General features: G+C 52.6%; 14 protein-coding genes. 7 read left to right on the plus strand and 7 right to left on the minus strand.

Going from position 1 to position 15530, the window contains the following annotated elements; all coding sequences use genetic code 11:
* Window positions 1-225: 225 nt before the first annotated feature.
* Together OGV82_RS02830 and cspE are read left to right on the plus strand one after the other, a co-directional pair.
* Complete coding sequence (locus OGV82_RS02830) at window positions 226-516, plus strand: HTH-type transcriptional regulator (RefSeq protein WP_047460357.1); 291 nt, start codon at window positions 226-228, stop codon at window positions 514-516.
* 280 nt (window positions 517-796) lie between these two features.
* Window positions 797-1009, plus strand: a complete 213-nt coding sequence (gene cspE, locus OGV82_RS02835; RefSeq protein ID WP_000014594.1) for a transcription antiterminator/RNA stability regulator CspE — start codon at window positions 797-799, stop codon at window positions 1007-1009.
* Window positions 1010-1124: 115 nt separating this feature from the next.
* On the opposite strand, the gene glyS is transcribed toward cspE, so the two are convergent.
* From glyS to OGV82_RS02850, 3 genes are all read right to left on the minus strand, one after another.
* Entirely contained in the window at window positions 1125-3194 is a 2070-nt protein-coding gene (glyS, locus tag OGV82_RS02840; protein WP_047460355.1) for a glycine--tRNA ligase subunit beta, read from the minus strand.
* Between the two features lie 9 nt (window positions 3195-3203).
* Complete coding sequence (gene glyQ / locus OGV82_RS02845) at window positions 3204-4115, minus strand: glycine--tRNA ligase subunit alpha (RefSeq protein WP_001168544.1); 912 nt, start codon at window positions 4113-4115, stop codon at window positions 3204-3206.
* Window positions 4116-4210: 95 nt separating this feature from the next.
* Entirely contained in the window at window positions 4211-4513 is a 303-nt protein-coding gene (locus OGV82_RS02850) for a YsaB family lipoprotein (protein ID WP_012135698.1), read from the minus strand.
* A gap of 188 nt (window positions 4514-4701) precedes the next feature.
* On the opposite strand from OGV82_RS02850, the gene OGV82_RS02855 reads away from it, so the two are divergent.
* On the plus strand, window positions 4702-5697 hold the full coding sequence (locus OGV82_RS02855; RefSeq protein WP_047460352.1) for an acyltransferase: 996 nt from the start codon (window positions 4702-4704) through the stop codon (window positions 5695-5697).
* A gap of 7 nt (window positions 5698-5704) precedes the next feature.
* On the opposite strand, the gene OGV82_RS02860 is transcribed toward OGV82_RS02855, so the two are convergent.
* From OGV82_RS02860 to xylA, 3 genes are all read right to left on the minus strand, one after another.
* Window positions 5705-6058 (minus strand): YiaA/YiaB family inner membrane protein, encoded by a 354-nt coding sequence (locus OGV82_RS02860; RefSeq protein ID WP_012135700.1) that lies wholly within the window; start codon window positions 6056-6058, stop codon window positions 5705-5707.
* 174 nt (window positions 6059-6232) lie between these two features.
* Window positions 6233-7687, minus strand: coding sequence for a xylulokinase (xylB, locus tag OGV82_RS02865; protein WP_047460348.1), 1455 nt, complete (start codon window positions 7685-7687; stop codon window positions 6233-6235).
* A gap of 54 nt (window positions 7688-7741) precedes the next feature.
* The gene (gene xylA, locus OGV82_RS02870; protein ID WP_047460345.1) at window positions 7742-9064 is read right to left on the minus strand and encodes a xylose isomerase; all 1323 of its coding nucleotides are present in this window, start codon (window positions 9062-9064) and stop codon (window positions 7742-7744) included.
* Window positions 9065-9430: 366 nt separating this feature from the next.
* Between xylA and xylF the strand changes: the two genes are divergently transcribed.
* The 4 genes from xylF (at window position 9431) to xylR (ending at window position 14462) form a co-directional block, all read left to right on the plus strand.
* Window positions 9431-10423 carry a D-xylose ABC transporter substrate-binding protein gene (gene xylF, locus OGV82_RS02875; protein ID WP_047460342.1) on the plus strand — a complete coding sequence of 331 codons (993 nt, stop codon included), beginning with the start codon at window positions 9431-9433 and terminating at the stop codon, window positions 10421-10423.
* A 77-nt stretch (window positions 10424-10500) separates the two neighbouring features.
* Window positions 10501-12042 (plus strand): xylose ABC transporter ATP-binding protein, encoded by a 1542-nt coding sequence (locus OGV82_RS02880; RefSeq protein WP_012135704.1) that lies wholly within the window; start codon window positions 10501-10503, stop codon window positions 12040-12042.
* Window positions 12020-13201, plus strand: a complete 1182-nt coding sequence (xylH, locus tag OGV82_RS02885) for a xylose ABC transporter permease XylH (RefSeq protein ID WP_012135705.1) — start codon at window positions 12020-12022, stop codon at window positions 13199-13201. The genes OGV82_RS02880 and xylH overlap by 23 nt, the downstream gene beginning before the upstream one ends.
* 82 nt (window positions 13202-13283) lie before the next feature.
* Complete coding sequence (gene xylR / locus OGV82_RS02890) at window positions 13284-14462, plus strand: D-xylose utilization transcriptional activator XylR (RefSeq protein ID WP_047460338.1); 1179 nt, start codon at window positions 13284-13286, stop codon at window positions 14460-14462.
* A 102-nt stretch (window positions 14463-14564) separates the two neighbouring features.
* Here xylR and OGV82_RS02895 read toward each other — a convergent pair whose 3' ends face one another.
* A complete protein-coding gene (locus tag OGV82_RS02895; RefSeq protein ID WP_024131053.1) occupies window positions 14565-15389 on the minus strand; it encodes a protein bax in 825 nt (274 codons plus the stop codon).
* Window positions 15390-15530 lie beyond the last annotated feature (141 nt).

Genomic DNA, 15530 nt, shown 5'->3' on the forward strand with positions numbered 1-15530 from the left:
GCCAGCTTTTTTACGTGATAAAATTTTTGTTATCTTTACAATTGCGCGCCGTCGATCCGATATGTCGGCCTTTTTCAGATCCTTAGCCAACGCGCGATCCTGACCGGAATGCGCTGAAACGAATCCACTTCTTTGCCGCTTCCAACCGGCTTCACGTTTCCCGACTATTCTTAATGAGCTTCGATGAAATTCACGATCCCGCTGTGTGATTTATAGGAGTTCTCAATGGAATACAAAGATCCTATGTTTGAACTGCTGAGCAGTCTGGAACAAATTGTTTTTAAAGATGTATCGCAGACGATTACCCTGACAAACAAGCCCAACCCTTTTACAGAGTTTGAACAGTTACGAAGAGGAACCGGGCTAAAAACAGATGATTTTGCCCGGGCGATGGGCGTAACCGTTGCCATGGTGCAGGAATGGGAATCCAGACGGGTAAAACCGTCGAGTACCGAGTTAAATCTGATGCGCCTGATCCAGGCCAACCCAGGTTTAAGTAAGCAGTTGATGAAATAGATTATTACCTGATTTTTTCGTTTAACGGTCCTGTTAAGGGGCCGTTTCCCGACGGACTTACCCGAAAGAAGTAAAATAAAAGTTGCATCCACAAGCGTTACATGAGTTAATGCGTCCAACGGTTTGACGTACAGACCATTAAAGCAGTTTAGTAAGGCAGTCCCCTTCAAGAGTTATCCGTTGATACCCCTCGTAGTGCGCATTTCCTTAACGCTTAAAAAATCTGTAAAGCACGCCATATCGCCGAAAGGCACACTTATTTTTTAAAAGGTAATACACTATGTCCGGTAAAATGACTGGTATCGTAAAATGGTTCAACGCTGATAAAGGCTTCGGCTTCATCACTCCTGACGATGGCTCCAAAGACGTGTTCGTACACTTCTCTGCTATCCAGAACGACGGTTACAAATCCCTGGATGAAGGTCAGAAAGTTTCCTTCACCATCGAAAGCGGCGCTAAAGGCCCGGCAGCTGGTAACGTAACCAGCCTGTAATCTTAGCTTTATAAGCTCAGAATTGAAGATCCCTGCCTATCGGCGGGGATTTTTTTTACCTTTTTCCCCATAAAAAAACCTGCCAGATGGCAGGTTTTATTTTATTGCGACAAACTTACTGCAACAGGGAAATATCCGCTACCTGCAGGAACAGCTCACGCAGTTTCGCCAGCATAGAGAGGCGGTTGATGCGCAGATCTTTGTCATCAACCATCACCATCACTTTTTCAAAGAACGTATCGACCGGTTCACGCAGCTCAGCCAGTTCGACTAGCGCTTCCTGGTAACGACCTTCAGCAAACACGGGTTCAAGTTTGTCACGCAGAACCACAACTTGCAGAGCCAAAGCAATTTCCTCTGGTTCCTTCAACGTTGCCGCATTGACACGATCGTTCAGCACTTCGTCGGACTTCGCCAGAATGTTGGACACACGTTTGTTCGCCGCCGCCAGCGCGGAGGCTTCTTCCAGCGTGCGGAAGTGCGACACGGCCTTCATACGGGCATCGAAATCCGCCGGACGGGTCGGACGACGCGCCAGAACCGCCTGAATGGTGTCCACGGTGTAACCTTCGTCCTGATACCAGGCGCGGAAACGACCGAGCATAAAGTCGATAACGTCATCAACCACATTCGCGTTGGTCAGCTTGTCGCCGTACAGACGCGCCGCTTCTTCGGTCAGCGTTTGCAGATCCAGATTCAGGTTCTTCTCAACGATGATACGCAGCACGCCCAGCGCGGCACGACGCAGCGCGAACGGGTCTTTATCGCCTTTCGGATGCTGACCGATACCGAAGATCCCCGCCAGCGTGTCCATCTTGTCGGCAATCGCCAGCGCGCAGGCAACCGGGTTAGACGGCAGGTCGTCACCGGCAAAGCGCGGCTGATACTGCTCGTTCAGCGCGACAGCCACATCTTCCGCTTCGCCGTCATGGCGCGCGTAGTGCATCCCCATGACGCCCTGCGTGTCGGTGAACTCAAAGACCATGTTGGTCATCAGGTCACATTTCGACAGCAGGCCCGCACGGGTAGCGTGGTTAACATCCGCGCCAATTTGTTCAGCAATCCAGCCCGCCAGTGCCTGAATACGGTCGGTCTTGTCGCGCAACGTACCCAGCTGTTGCTGGAACAGCACGGTTTGCAGACGCGGCAGGTTATCTTCCAGACGTTTTTTACGGTCGGTATTGAAGAAGAACTCGGCATCTGCCAGACGCGGACGCACCACCTTCTCGTTACCGGAGATGATTTGCTGCGGATCTTTAGATTCGATGTTCGCCACGAAGATAAAGTTCGGCAGCAGTTTGCCGTCTGCGGCGTAAACCGGGAAGTATTTCTGGTCGCCCTTCATGGTGTAAACCAGCGCTTCAGACGGCACCGCGAGGAATTTCTCTTCGAATTTCGCCGTCAGCACCACCGGCCATTCCACCAGCGAAGTGACCTCTTCCAGCAGGCTCTCGCTCAGGTCAGCGTTACCGCCAATCTGACGCGCCGCTTCTTCTGCATCGGCTTTGATTTTCGCTTTACGCGCTTCGTAATCAGCAACAACTTTACCGCGCTCCAGCAGGATTTGCGGATACTGGTCAGCAGTGTCGATGGTGATTTCCGGCTCGCCCATAAAACGATGGCCGCGAATGACGCGATCGGACTGGATACCCAGAATCGTTGCCGGAATGAGCTTGTCGCCCAGCAGCAGCGTTACGGTGTGTACCGGACGCACGAAGTGAACGTCAGACGCGCCCCAGCGCATCAGTTTCGGAATCGGCAGTTTCGCCAGAGAGGTGGCAATCATGTTCGGCAGCAGCACTTCTGCGCTTTCGCCTTTCACATGCGCGCGATACAGCAGCCATTCGCCTTTGTCAGTGGTCAGACGTTCAGCCTGGTCCACGGTGATGCCGCAACCACGCGCCCAGCCTTCCGCCGCTTTGCTCGGTTTGCCTTCCGCGTCAAACGCCTGAGCAATCGCCGGGCCGCGTTTTTCAACTTCGCGATCGGGTTGAGAAGCAGCAAGATTCGCCACTTTCAGCGCCAGACGGCGCGGTGCGGCGAACCACTCTACGTTGCCGTGTGCGAGGCCAGCGTTATCCAGCTCCGCAGTAACGTTCGCAGCAAAGGACTCCGCCAGGCTGCGCAGGGCTTTTGGTGGCAGCTCTTCAGTGCCGATTTCCACCAGAAAAGTTTTCTCAGACATGGCCGCCTCTTATTTGTCTTTGTTGCACATCGGGAAGCCAAGGGCTTCACGGGAAGCGTAGTAAGCTTCTGCCACTGCTTTGGTCAGGGTGCGAATGCGCAGGATGTAGCGCTGACGCTCGGTAACGGAGATGGCTTTACGCGCATCCAGCAGGTTAAAGCTATGGGCGGCTTTCAGAATACGCTCGTAAGCAGGCAGCGGCAGCGGGTTTTCCAGCGCCAGCAGTTGCTGTGCTTCTTTCTCATACTGTTCGAAACAGGTGAACAGGAAATCCACATCGGCGTATTCGAAGTTGTAGGTGGATTGCTCCACTTCGTTCTGATGGAACACGTCGCCATAGGTGGTTTTACCCAGCGGGCCGTCGCTCCAGACCAGGTCGTAAACGCTGTCTACGCCCTGAATGTACATAGCCAGACGTTCCAGGCCGTAGGTGATCTCACCGGTAACCGGCTTACACTCCAGACCGCCAACCTGCTGGAAGTAGGTGAACTGAGTCACTTCCATGCCGTTCAGCCACACTTCCCAACCCAGCCCCCAGGCGCCCAGCGTCGGGTTTTCCCAGTTATCTTCCACGAAACGGATATCGTGGATAGTCGGGTCCATCCCCAGCTCTTTCAGAGAACCGAGATACAGCTCCTGGATGTTATCCGGCGATGGCTTAATCACCACCTGGAACTGATAGTAGTGCTGTAAACGGTTCGGGTTTTCGCCATAGCGACCATCGGTCGGACGACGAGAAGGCTGCACATAGGCAGCCGCCATCGGCTCTGGCCCCAGCGCGCGCAGACAGGTCATTGGGTGAGAAGTCCCCGCGCCGACTTCCATGTCCAATGGTTGAACAATGGTGCAGCCCTGGCGAGCCCAGTAATCCTGTAAGGTCAGGATCAAGCCCTGGAAGGTCCTGGTATCAAACTTTTGCATATTATTTCGTGCTGGATACGTGTGGATTTAAAGGAAGGGATCAGTATACCCGCTGACCGCAAGATATACAGTACGAAACGGGAAAAAGGGGGAACTTAGCGCATGGAAAGATGTAAAAACTGCCCTTCTGCGTCAAAAGAGCAAACAAAACTCTCTTTGCGGAAAGTATTGCCGCGCATCTCATAGCTACCCTGGTATTGCTCAAAACCGGTCACATCAATTTTCTGCGTGCCGGTGTTATAACGCCGCGCCGCCTGTGCTTTGCACAATGCTTCCATATCCAGTGAGCGTTCCGGGTTCACGTTGACCTTCTGCGCCTTCTGAACCGGCTGCGCTGTCGTCGCGCATCCCACCAGCAGGAGGGTTAACAGCGCCGGAAAAACAGACTTCATCATCATTTTTATTACCGCCTTATTTGCCGGTCGCTCTTATTATTATTAAGGTTAGGGTTTACCCAAAAGACAGGCGCATTTTGCGAATCTCGCTGAGCCATCACAAGCTTTAGCGTAAAAACTCAGAATATTCCAGTGAGATACCGCGCCAATAAACAAGTCAGACCCTATTTAAAACGGAAGCAGAGGAACTGATGCAACCCAAAATATACTGGATTGATAATTTGCGAGGGATCGCCTGTTTAATGGTCGTGATGATCCACGCCACCACCTGGTACGTCACCAATGCGCAAAGCATCAATCCGTTTAGCTGGGATTTTGCCAATGTCCTGAACTCCGCCTCACGCGTCAGCGTACCGCTGTTTTTTATGATCTCGGGCTATCTCTTTTTTGGCGAACGTAGCGCCCAGCCGCGACATTTCCTGCGCATTGCGCTCTGCCTGCTGTTCTATAGCGCCGTCGCGCTGGTATATATCACCCTTTTTACGTCGATTAACGCAGAGCTATCGCTGAAAAACCTGCTGCAAAAACCGGTGTTCTACCACCTGTGGTTTTTCTTCGCGATCGCGGTGATCTACCTGGTATCGCCGTTAATACAGGTTAAAAACATCAGCGGCAAAATGCTGTTGGTGCTGATGATCGTCATTGGCGTTGTCGCCAACCCCAATACCGTGTCGCAAAAAATCGGCGGATTTGAGTGGCTCCCCGTTAACCTGTATATCACCGGCGACACGTTTTACTACATCCTCTATGGCATGCTGGGTCGGGCGATTGGCATGATGGAGACACAAAAACGTTCGCTGACCTGGATAAGCGCCGCGCTTTTCATTACGGCGGTATTGATTATTTCTCGCGGAACGCTACATGAACTCAACTGGCGCGGAAATTTTGCCGATACCTGGTACGTCTATTGCGGCCCAATGGTGTTTATTTGCGCCGCGTCGCTGCTCACGCTGGTCAAAAATACCCTGAATACGCGCACGGTTCCCGGGCTGGCGCTGATTTCCCGCCACTCACTCGGTATTTACGGGTTTCACGCGCTGATAATCCATGCGCTACGGACGAATGGCGTGGAGTTTAAACGCTGGCCGCCGCTGGATATCGTATGGATTTTTACCCTCACCCTGGCCGGAAGTTTGCTGCTGTCGATATTGCTACAGAAGATTGATACGCGCAGGCTGGTCAGTTGACCGGCCCTTATTCGTCATCAGAATACGTGGCGTACATATCCGTACCCAACAGACTCACGCCCAGCCCCAGAAGGCACATCACTTTGACGGCGACCGGTAAATCAATATTCCATAGACCGACAAAAAGCATACCTGCGGCGAGAAGTAACAGATATTTGCACCGGGTGAGCAGACGCTCATTTCCCGTCGGCTCCTGGCGTATTAACAGGGGAAAGCCACTCATCACCATTATCGCAAAAAAATAGCCCTTGTCGCTCAACGAGTGGCAAGCAGGCCACAGCCCTGTCAGATAGACCAGCGCACCGCCCGCCAGCATGATTAAACCGACCAGACGCTTCCTGCGCGCAACCTTATCGTCCATATCACTCTCCTTATGCTTTGCCGATTCACATTAAGACAAGAAATAAGAATGGAAAAGACGATAACCGGACAATAACGTGAAAATCAGAAAACACACATATTGATTTCGATATATATCGAGGCAATCAATAGGAAATAAGAATTCCTTCCGGCCACTGCCGGAAGGAATAGCGGATTAAGACATGAGCGGTAATAACTGCTGGTAAATGCGGCGGAACGTTTCGCGACGTTCAAGGTAACGCGCATGGCGTTCAGCATCAGGGAAATGCGCCTGCTCCAGCGGAAGCTGCGGTAATAAATCAGATAATGATTGCTCTTTATTCATCGCAATTTGCGCCAGACGCGCGGCGCCCAATGCCGGGCCTACATCGCCGCCGGTACGGTAGTCAAGCTGTAGCCCGCTGATGTCCGCCAGCATTTGTCGCCAGTATTCACTGCGCGCCCCGCCGCCGATCAGCGTCACGCTGCCGGGTTTCACGCCACAGGCATGCACAACATCCATGCCATCCGCCAGCGCATAACCGACGCCTTCCAGCACCGCCCGCGCCAGCTCTGCGGGGCCATGCTGATGCGTAAGGCCAAAGAATACGCCCTTCGCCTGCGGATTATTATGCGGCGTGCGTTCGCCGGAAAGATAAGGCAGGAACCAGACGGCATCCGCGTTATCATCCGCCTGGCGTGCCGCGTCAATCAGCGCGGGAACAGACGCCTGACCGGTCAATTTTGCCGCCCAGTCCAGGCAGGATGCCGCGCTCAGCATGACGGACATCAAATGCCAGCGTTCGGGCAGCGCGTGGCAAAAACTGTGTACCGCACTTTCTGGTTTACTGAGAAAACCGTCGCTCACCGCAAAATAGACGCCTGATGTTCCCAGCGACAGCATGGCCTGACCCGCATTGATCATTCCCACGCCCACCGCGCCCGCCGCGTTATCTCCGCCCCCTGCAACAACAGGCACCGCAGACATCCCCCAGGAGTGCGCCACCTCAGACAACACCGTACCGGTGATGTCGCTGCCTTCGTACAGAGCGGGCATGTGCTCACGGGTTAGCTGACAAGCGTTGAGCATGATGTCGCTCCAGTCGCGCGCTGCGACATCCAGCCACATCGTTCCCGCCGCGTCCGACATATCGCTGGCAAAATCCCCCGTCATACGCAGACGCAGGTAATCTTTAGGTAGCAGCACCTTTGCAACCTGGCGGAAGATATCCGGCTCATGGCGCTGAACCCACAGCAGTTTTGGCGCGGTAAAGCCGGGCATCATCAGATTGCCGGTAATGGCGCGAGACTGCGGAACCTGCTGCTCAAGCAGCGCGCACTCTTCACCACAGCGTCCGTCATTCCATAAAATCGCCGGGCGTAGCACCTTCTGGTGTTTATCAAGCAACGTGGCGCCGTGCATCTGCCCGGCAATCCCCAGCGCCTTTACATCACGCAATGAATGCTCTCGCCCCAGCGCTTTTACGGCGCGATCCGTCGCCAGCCACCACTGTTCGGGATCCTGCTCCGACCATAATGGATGCGGGCGAGAGACGGACAGTTTCTCCGTCTGCGAGGCCAGCACGTCTCCCTGCTCATTCAGCAGGATGGCTTTCACACCGGACGTGCCCAGATCTATCCCGATATACATCGTGACTACTCCTTTATCGATGCGCCGCGTTGGCTAAACGCGGCGCAATGGCGATTACTTGTCGAACAGATAATGATTCACCAGATTTTCCAGCAGTTCCTGATGGCCGCTTTGATGCACCGGCGCCAGATTACGCTGTTCAGCATAGTGCGCGACGTCGCTCAGGGATAACTGGCCTTTCAAAATTTGCTGGCCCAGTTCGCTATTCCAGCCGGAATAACGTTTCGCCACACGTTTATCCAGTTCGCCATCTTCAATCATGCGCGCTGCCACTTTTAATGACAGCGCCATCGTGTCCATCGCGCCAATATGACCATAGAACAGATCGTATTTGTCGGTACTCTGGCGACGAACCTTCGCGTCAAAGTTCAGCCCGCCGGTCGTGAAACCGCCCGCTTTCAGGATTTCATACATCACCAGCGCGTTCTCTTCGACGCTTACCGGGAACTGGTCGGTATCCCAGCCCAGCTGAGCATCGCCACGGTTGGCATCCACAGAACCAAAAATGCCCAGCGCAATGGCGGACGCAATCTCATGATGGAAAGAGTGGCCTGCCAGCGTAGCGTGGTTGGCTTCAATGTTCACCTTGATCTCTTTTTCCAGGCCGAACTGCTTGAGGAAGCCGTAAACCGTTGCCACATCGTAGTCATACTGGTGTTTTGTCGGCTCCTGCGGTTTTGGCTCGATCAGCAGCGTGCCCTGGAAACCTGTTTTATGTTTATGTTCCACCACCATCTGCATAAAGCGGCCAATCTGCTCGCGTTCCTGGCGCAGATCGGTATTCAGCAGGGTTTCATACCCTTCACGGCCCCCCCACAGAACGTAGTTTTCGCCGCCCAGTTTGTGCGTGGCGTTCATCGCGTTCACCACCTGCGTCGCCGCCCAACTGAAGACTTCCGGGTCCGGGTTCGTCGCCGCCCCGGCGCCGTAACGCGGGTTGGTAAAGCAGTTCGCGGTACCCCATAACAGCTTCACGCCGCTCTGTTCTTGCTTCGACTCCAGCACATCGACCATCTGCGCAAAGTTGTTTTTATACTCTTTCAGCGAGGCGCCTTCCGGCGAAACATCCACATCGTGGAAGCAGTAGTAAGGCACGTTCAGCTTATGGAAAAATTCAAACGCCACATCCGCCTTGCGCTTCGCCAGCTCCAGCGCATCGCCGGGCTGTTGCCACGGACGGTTGAACGCGCCTACGCCAAACATATCCGCGCCGTTCCAGCAGAAGGTATGCCAGTAGCAGGCCGCAAAACGCAGATGCTCTTCCATGCGTTTACCCAGTACGATTTCATCTGGATTATAATGGCGGAAAGCTAACGGATTAGTGCTTTTAGGGCCTTCATAACGAACACGATCGAGTTGGTCAAAATAAGCCTGCATAATGAACTCCATAATCAGGTAATACGGCGAGGGATGGGTAATGGCGTAATATTGGTTACTCGATTCACATTGCTCAATTATGTTATTTCACTCTGCTATTTAGATAATTCGTAAGTGTGCGCTGCCTCGCAAAATAAAAGTAACCGCCTGCAAAAAATGGTTATTCATCAACAACGAAATGTAACGGGCGTAATGCGTCATTAAAAGTACGATCTCGGTCATAATTCCCGAAATAAACCAAAAATCGTAACTGCAAGATAAAAATCTATAATTGCCTTCCGCGTATTAACTGCTAAAAATCTGCTACGTCTCACGCTGTGATTGTTACTTTTACCGCTGTTCCCTCTAACAAAAGGCATCACGATTATGAAGATAAAAAACATCTTACTCACCGTCTGCACTTCACTCCTGCTCGCCAGCATAACGGGACATGCCAAAGAAGTTAAAATTGGTATGGCTATCGATGACTTACGTCTGGAACGCTGGCAAAAAGATCGCGATATTTTCGTGAGCAAGGCCGAATCCCTCGGCGCAAAAGTATTTGTACAATCTGCCAATGGTAATGAAGAAACCCAAATGTCGCAGATTGAAAACATGATCAACCGTGGCGTTGATGTTCTGGTCATTATTCCTTATAACGGGCAAGTATTAAGCAATGTCGTAAAAGAAGCGAAACAAGAAGGAATAAAAGTATTAGCGTACGACCGCATGATAAATGATGCCGACATCGATTTTTATATTTCTTTTGATAACGAAAAAGTCGGCGAATTACAGGCTCAGGCGTTGGTCGATAAAGTGCCTGAAGGGAATTATTTCCTGATGGGCGGCTCGCCGGTAGATAATAATGCAAAATTGTTCCGCGCCGGACAAATGAAAGTATTAAAACCTTATATCGACTCAGGAAAAATTAATGTCGTCGGCGATCAATGGGTGGACGGATGGTTGCCTGAAAATGCGCTGAAAATTATGGAAAATGCGCTGACCGCAAACAATAACAAAATTGACGCGGTTGTCGCTTCCAATGACGCGACCGCAGGCGGTGCGATTCAGGCGCTCAGCGCTCAGGGACTATCAGGAAAAGTCGCTATTTCCGGTCAGGATGCCGACCTTGCGGGCATTAAACGTATTGTCGCAGGCACGCAGACCATGACGGTTTATAAACCCATCACGCTACTGGCGAATACCGCCGCCGAGATCGCCGTCGAGCTGGGTAACGGGCAACAACCTAAGGCCGACGCCACGCTGAATAACGGTCTGAAAGATGTCCCTTCCCGCCTGCTTACTCCAATTGATGTTAATAAAACCAATATTGACGAAACCGTGATTAAAGACGGGTTCCACAAAAAGAGTGATCTGTAAACGTTGCGCCCTCTACAACAGCGGAGGGCGTCAAACCCTCCATGCCGGGTTCTCGCATTGGCTTATGTGGAGTAGTTATGCCCTATCTACTTGAAATGAAAAACATTACCAAGACCTTCGGCGCAGTGAAGGCAGTTGATAACGTCAGCCTCAGGCTTAATGCCGGGGAAATCGTTTCATTGTGCGGTGAAAATGGTTCGGGTAAATCAACGTTAATGAAAGTGCTGTGCGGTATTTACCCTCATGGCTCTTATGAAGGTGAAATTCTGTTTGCGGGAGAAACACTGCAAGCCAGTCATATTCGTGATACCGAACGTAAGGGCATTGCTATTATTCACCAAGAGTTAGCGCTGGTTAAACACTTAACCGTGCTGGAAAATATCTTCCTGGGCAGCGAAATCACCCGTAACGGCATTCTTGATTACGACATGATGACGCTACGCTGCCAGAAGCTGTTAGACCAGGTCAGCTTGTCTATCTCACCGGATACCCGCGTGGGCGACCTGGGCCTGGGGCAACAACAGCTAGTAGAAATTGCCAAAGCGCTTAATAAACAAGTTCGGCTGCTGATTCTCGATGAGCCGACGGCCTCCCTCACGGAACAAGAAACCACCGTGCTGCTGGAAATTATTCGCGATCTGCAACAGCATGATATTGCGTGTATTTATATCTCACACAAGCTCAATGAAGTTAAAGCTATCTCGGACACAATCTGCGTGATCCGCGACGGCCAACATATTGGCACCCGCGCAGCCGCCGGAATGGAAGAAGACGATATCATCACCATGATGGTCGGTCGCGAGCTGACGGCGCTCTATCCTAATGAACCACATGCCACCGGGGAGGAGATTTTGCGCGTTGAGCGCCTTACCGCCTGGCATCCCGTCAACCGTCACATCAAACGCGTCAATGATGTCTCCTTTTCGCTGAAACGGGGCGAGATTCTCGGCATTGCAGGGCTGGTCGGCGCGGGCCGCACGGAGTTAGTGCAATGCCTGTTCGGCGTCTGGCCTGGGCGCTGGGAAGGAAAGGTTATGATCGATAACCAGGCCGTGGATATTCGTCATTGCCAGCAAGCGATCGCTCATGGCATTGCAATGGTGCCTGAAGACAGGAAACGCGACGGCATTGTGCCGGTTATGGCCGTTGGGAAAAATATCACGCTGGCGGCGCTCGATCGGTTCACCGGGAAGATAAGCCATCTTGACGATGCCGCAGAGCAAAAATGCATTCTGGAATCGCTGCAACGCCTGAAAGTGAAAACATCCTCGCCTGATTTAGCGATTGGGCGCCTTAGCGGCGGGAACCAACAAAAGGCCATACTGGCGCGCTGTCTCCTGCTGAACCCGCGTATTCTCATCCTCGATGAACCCACCCGAGGAATCGATATCGGCGCGAAATATGAAATCTACAAACTCATTAACCAGCTTGTTCAGCAAGGTATCGCTGTCATCGTCATCTCGTCGGAACTCCCCGAGGTTCTTGGATTAAGCGATCGCATCCTGGTGATGCACGAAGGAAAACTGAAAGCCAACCTGGTGAATCATAACCTGACTCAAGAACAGGTGATGGAAGCCGCATTGAGGAGCGAATATCATGTCGAAAAACAATCCGTCTGAAGTGAAACTCTCAGCCCCTCTGACGGGCGGTTTTCCTGGGTTAAAATCACTGAACCTACAGGTGTTCGTCATGATCGCGGCGATTATTGTGATCATGCTGTTCTTTACCTGGACCACGGAAGGCGCATACCTGAGCGCGCGCAACGTCTCCAACCTGCTTCGTCAGACGGCGATCACCGGTATTCTGGCCGTGGGGATGGTTTTCGTGATTATCTCTGCGGAAATCGACCTCTCCGTTGGCTCAATGATGGGGCTATTAGGCGGCGTCGCGGCAATCTGCGACGTCTGGCTGGGCTGGCCATTGCCGCTTACGATTGTTGTCACGCTGGCGCTGGGTTTACTGCTCGGCGCCTGGAACGGGTGGTGGGTCGCCTACCGGAAAGTCCCTTCGTTTATTGTCACCCTGGCCGGGATGCTGGCTTTCCGTGGCATTCTCATTGGCATCACGAATGGTACAACCGTCTCGCCCACCAGCTCGGCGATGTCGCAGATTGGTCAGAGCTACTTATCCAACGGTCTGGGCTTCACAATAGGCGCCATCAGCTTAATGGCGTTTATCGGCTGGCAATGGCGCGGGCGTATGCGTCGGCAGGCTCTGGCGCTTAGCACCCCTGCTTCTACTGCGGTAGTCGGTCGCCAGGCGCTGACCGCCGTCATTGTCCTGGGCGCAATCTGGCTGCTGAACGATTATCGCGGCGTTCCAACGCCCGTACTGCTGCTGGTATTCCTGCTGCTTGGCGGTATGTTTATGGCGACGCGAACGGCGTTTGGCCGGAGAATTTATGCGATTGGCGGCAATCTGGAAGCCGCTCGTCTCTCCGGCATTAACGTTGAGCGAACCAAACTGGCGGTCTTCGCCATCAACGGCCTGATGGTGGCGATTGCAGGGCTGATACTCAGTTCGCGCCTCGGCGCCGGATCGCCTTCCGCCGGGAACATTGCCGAACTGGACGCGATTGCCGCCTGCGTGATCGGCGGAACCAGCCTGGCGGGTGGCGTGGGTAGCGTCGCGGGCGCCGTCATGGGGGCGTTTATTATGGCCTCTCTTGATAACGGAATGAGTATGATGGACGTGCCCACATTCTGGCAGTACATCGTGAAAGGTGCGATCTTGTTACTGGCAGTATGGATGGACTCAGCAACTAAACGCCGTTCCTGAATTCCAGAAAAGGGGTCATGCTCAATGCCGGTCAACACGTACCGGCATTGTCCTTTATGACTGATTCAGCAGGGAAAGAACTATGTTTGAGAAACGCCACCGTATCACACTGTTATTTAATGCAAATAAAGCCTACGACCGTCAGGTAGTGGAAGGCGTGGGTGAATATTTACAGGCATCGCAATCGGAATGGGATATCTTCATTGAAGAAGACTTCCGCGCGCGAATTGATAACATCAAAGAGTGGTTGGGCGATGGCGTCATTGCCGACTACGATGACGATGACATTGCTCAGGCGCTTGCCGATGTGGATGTGCCCATTATCGGCGTCGGCGGTTCTTACCACCTTGCTGCACACTATCCATCCGTCCATTATATCGCCACCAATAACTACGCACTGGTGGAAAGCGCCTTTCTGCACCTGAAAGAAAAAGGGATCAATCGCTTCGCCTTTTATGGCCTGCCCGCCTCCAGCGGCAAGCGCTGGGCGGCTGAGCGTGAATACGCGTTTTGCCAACTGGTTGCACAAGAAAAATACCGTGGCGTGGTCTATCAGGGGCTGGAAACCGCACCGGAAAACTGGCAGCACGCGCAAAACCGGCTGGCGGACTGGCTGCAAACCCTGCCGCCGCAAACCGGGATTATCGCCGTTACCGACGCCCGGGCGAGACATGTGCTGCAAGTTTGCGAGCATCTGCATATCCCGGTTCCCGAAAAGCTGTGCGTCATCGGTATTGATAACGAAGAACTGACCCGTTATCTGTCGCGGGTCGCGCTGTCATCGGTCGCTCAGGGAGCCAGGCAGATGGGCTATCAGGCGGCAAAACTGCTACACCGCCTGCTGGATAAGGAAGTGCTGCCGCTACAACGTATTCTGGTTCCGCCTGTGCGCGTCGTTGAGCGTCGCTCGACGGACTACCGCTCATTGACCGACCCGGCCGTCATACAGGCGATGCATTTCATCCGTAACCATGCCTGCAAAGGTATTAAAGTCGATCAGGTGCTGGACGCAGTCGGTATCTCCCGCTCAAACCTGGAGAAACGGTTTAAAGAAGACGTCGGGGAGACCATTCACGCCGTTATTCATGCTGAAAAACTGGAAAAAGCGCGCAGCCTGTTAATTTCAACCACGCTGCCGATTAACGAAATATCACAGATGTGCGGCTACCCATCCCTGCAATATTTCTATTCTGTTTTCAAAAAGGAGTATGACACGACGCCAAAAGAGTACCGCGATCGGTACAGTGAGGTGTTGTTGTAGCGGTGGCAGGTGGTCGTTTGTAGGCCCGGTAAGCGAAGCGCCACCGGGCGTTTGTGCCGGATGGCGGCGCAAGCGCCTTATCCGGCCTACAAAATCGGGTCATTACATATGCGCGGCGATTAAACGCTGGTTATCCTGATACATCGCGAACAGATAGTTGTTGTAGCTCTGCCCTTTCGTCGAATAACCCTTCAGCTTATGGATCATTGCGCTTGCGGTAACTTCCTGATCCGCCTTACGCAACTGGGCGCGAGACTTACGGAAAGACGAGTAAGCAGGATGCGTGTTCAGGTTAATCACGTACGCGTTAACCGACTCTTTAACCGAACCGAACTGCGAGTAACCTTTCACTTTACCCGGCGCATTGGTACAACGCCCTTTTCCGCATTTCATGCCGAACAGGTTATTGTTGTTGCGCGCCAGTTTAGAGGTTCCCCAGCCGCTTTCCGCCGCCGCCATCGTCGCCACCATACTGGTCGGGATGATGTCTACGCGTTCCAGCAAGGTATTCCACGGAATGTTACGCGTGTTGCCAGACCACTTTACCTTGTAGCGCGCCGCGATATCTTTCATACGCGTACGCTCAGAAGGCGACCAGCGGTTCTGGTACTGTTTTGAAATCAGCCAGTTACGATCCGCAGTAATCGCAGCATTTTGACTGGTGATAAAAGGCATAACCGTCCGGAGAAACGCTTTTTTCCTTGGTGTTCCGGAAGGGTATTTTCGCAAATCAGGAAGTGAACTACTCTTTGCACTATTGCGAGAATACTCTTGTTTACTGCTTACCTGTTTATGACCTGTCTTGGTTACGTGGGACTTTTGACTCGTTGTTGTCGTGTGCGCCTTCGCCAGCACCTCACCCGAAAATACTACGGTGAGTAACATAAGAATCATTGCCCCATATCGTCGTATGGGCGTCAATATCATTAGGTCTCCTGGTCGGATTTATACATTCCAACGCCTTATATTTTTCAAAAAAATGAGAGATGAATCTCAAATCATATCAAAAATAACCGTCAAGAGCACCCCAAGGAATAGTCCAATTCCGAAACCCTGTCACGCAATAAT

The sequence above is a fragment of the Citrobacter sp. CK191 genome, from assembly GCF_030333435.1.
Classification (GTDB): domain Bacteria; phylum Pseudomonadota; class Gammaproteobacteria; order Enterobacterales; family Enterobacteriaceae; genus Citrobacter_B; species Citrobacter_B koseri.

Bases quoted from the DNA above. Each gene is read 5' to 3' on its own strand.
- OGV82_RS02830 (WP_047460357.1), top strand. From the start codon at position 226: ATGGAATACAAAGATCCTATGTTTGAACTGCTGAGCAGTCTGGAACAA.
- cspE (WP_000014594.1), top strand. From the start codon at position 797: ATGTCCGGTAAAATGACTGGTATCGTAAAATGGTTCAACGCTGATAAA.
- glyS (WP_047460355.1), bottom strand. From the start codon at position 3,194: ATGTCTGAGAAAACTTTTCTGGTGGAAATCGGCACTGAAGAGCTGCCA.
- glyQ (WP_001168544.1), bottom strand. From the start codon at position 4,115: ATGCAAAAGTTTGATACCAGGACCTTCCAGGGCTTGATCCTGACCTTA.
- OGV82_RS02850 (WP_012135698.1), bottom strand. From the start codon at position 4,513: ATGATGATGAAGTCTGTTTTTCCGGCGCTGTTAACCCTCCTGCTGGTG.
- OGV82_RS02855 (WP_047460352.1), top strand. From the start codon at position 4,702: ATGCAACCCAAAATATACTGGATTGATAATTTGCGAGGGATCGCCTGT.
- OGV82_RS02860 (WP_012135700.1), bottom strand. From the start codon at position 6,058: ATGGACGATAAGGTTGCGCGCAGGAAGCGTCTGGTCGGTTTAATCATG.
- xylB (WP_047460348.1), bottom strand. From the start codon at position 7,687: ATGTATATCGGGATAGATCTGGGCACGTCCGGTGTGAAAGCCATCCTG.
- xylA (WP_047460345.1), bottom strand. From the start codon at position 9,064: ATGCAGGCTTATTTTGACCAACTCGATCGTGTTCGTTATGAAGGCCCT.
- xylF (WP_047460342.1), top strand. From the start codon at position 9,431: ATGAAGATAAAAAACATCTTACTCACCGTCTGCACTTCACTCCTGCTC.
- OGV82_RS02880 (WP_012135704.1), top strand. From the start codon at position 10,501: ATGCCCTATCTACTTGAAATGAAAAACATTACCAAGACCTTCGGCGCA.
- xylH (WP_012135705.1), top strand. From the start codon at position 12,020: ATGTCGAAAAACAATCCGTCTGAAGTGAAACTCTCAGCCCCTCTGACG.
- xylR (WP_047460338.1), top strand. From the start codon at position 13,284: ATGTTTGAGAAACGCCACCGTATCACACTGTTATTTAATGCAAATAAA.
- OGV82_RS02895 (WP_024131053.1), bottom strand. From the start codon at position 15,389: ATGATATTGACGCCCATACGACGATATGGGGCAATGATTCTTATGTTA.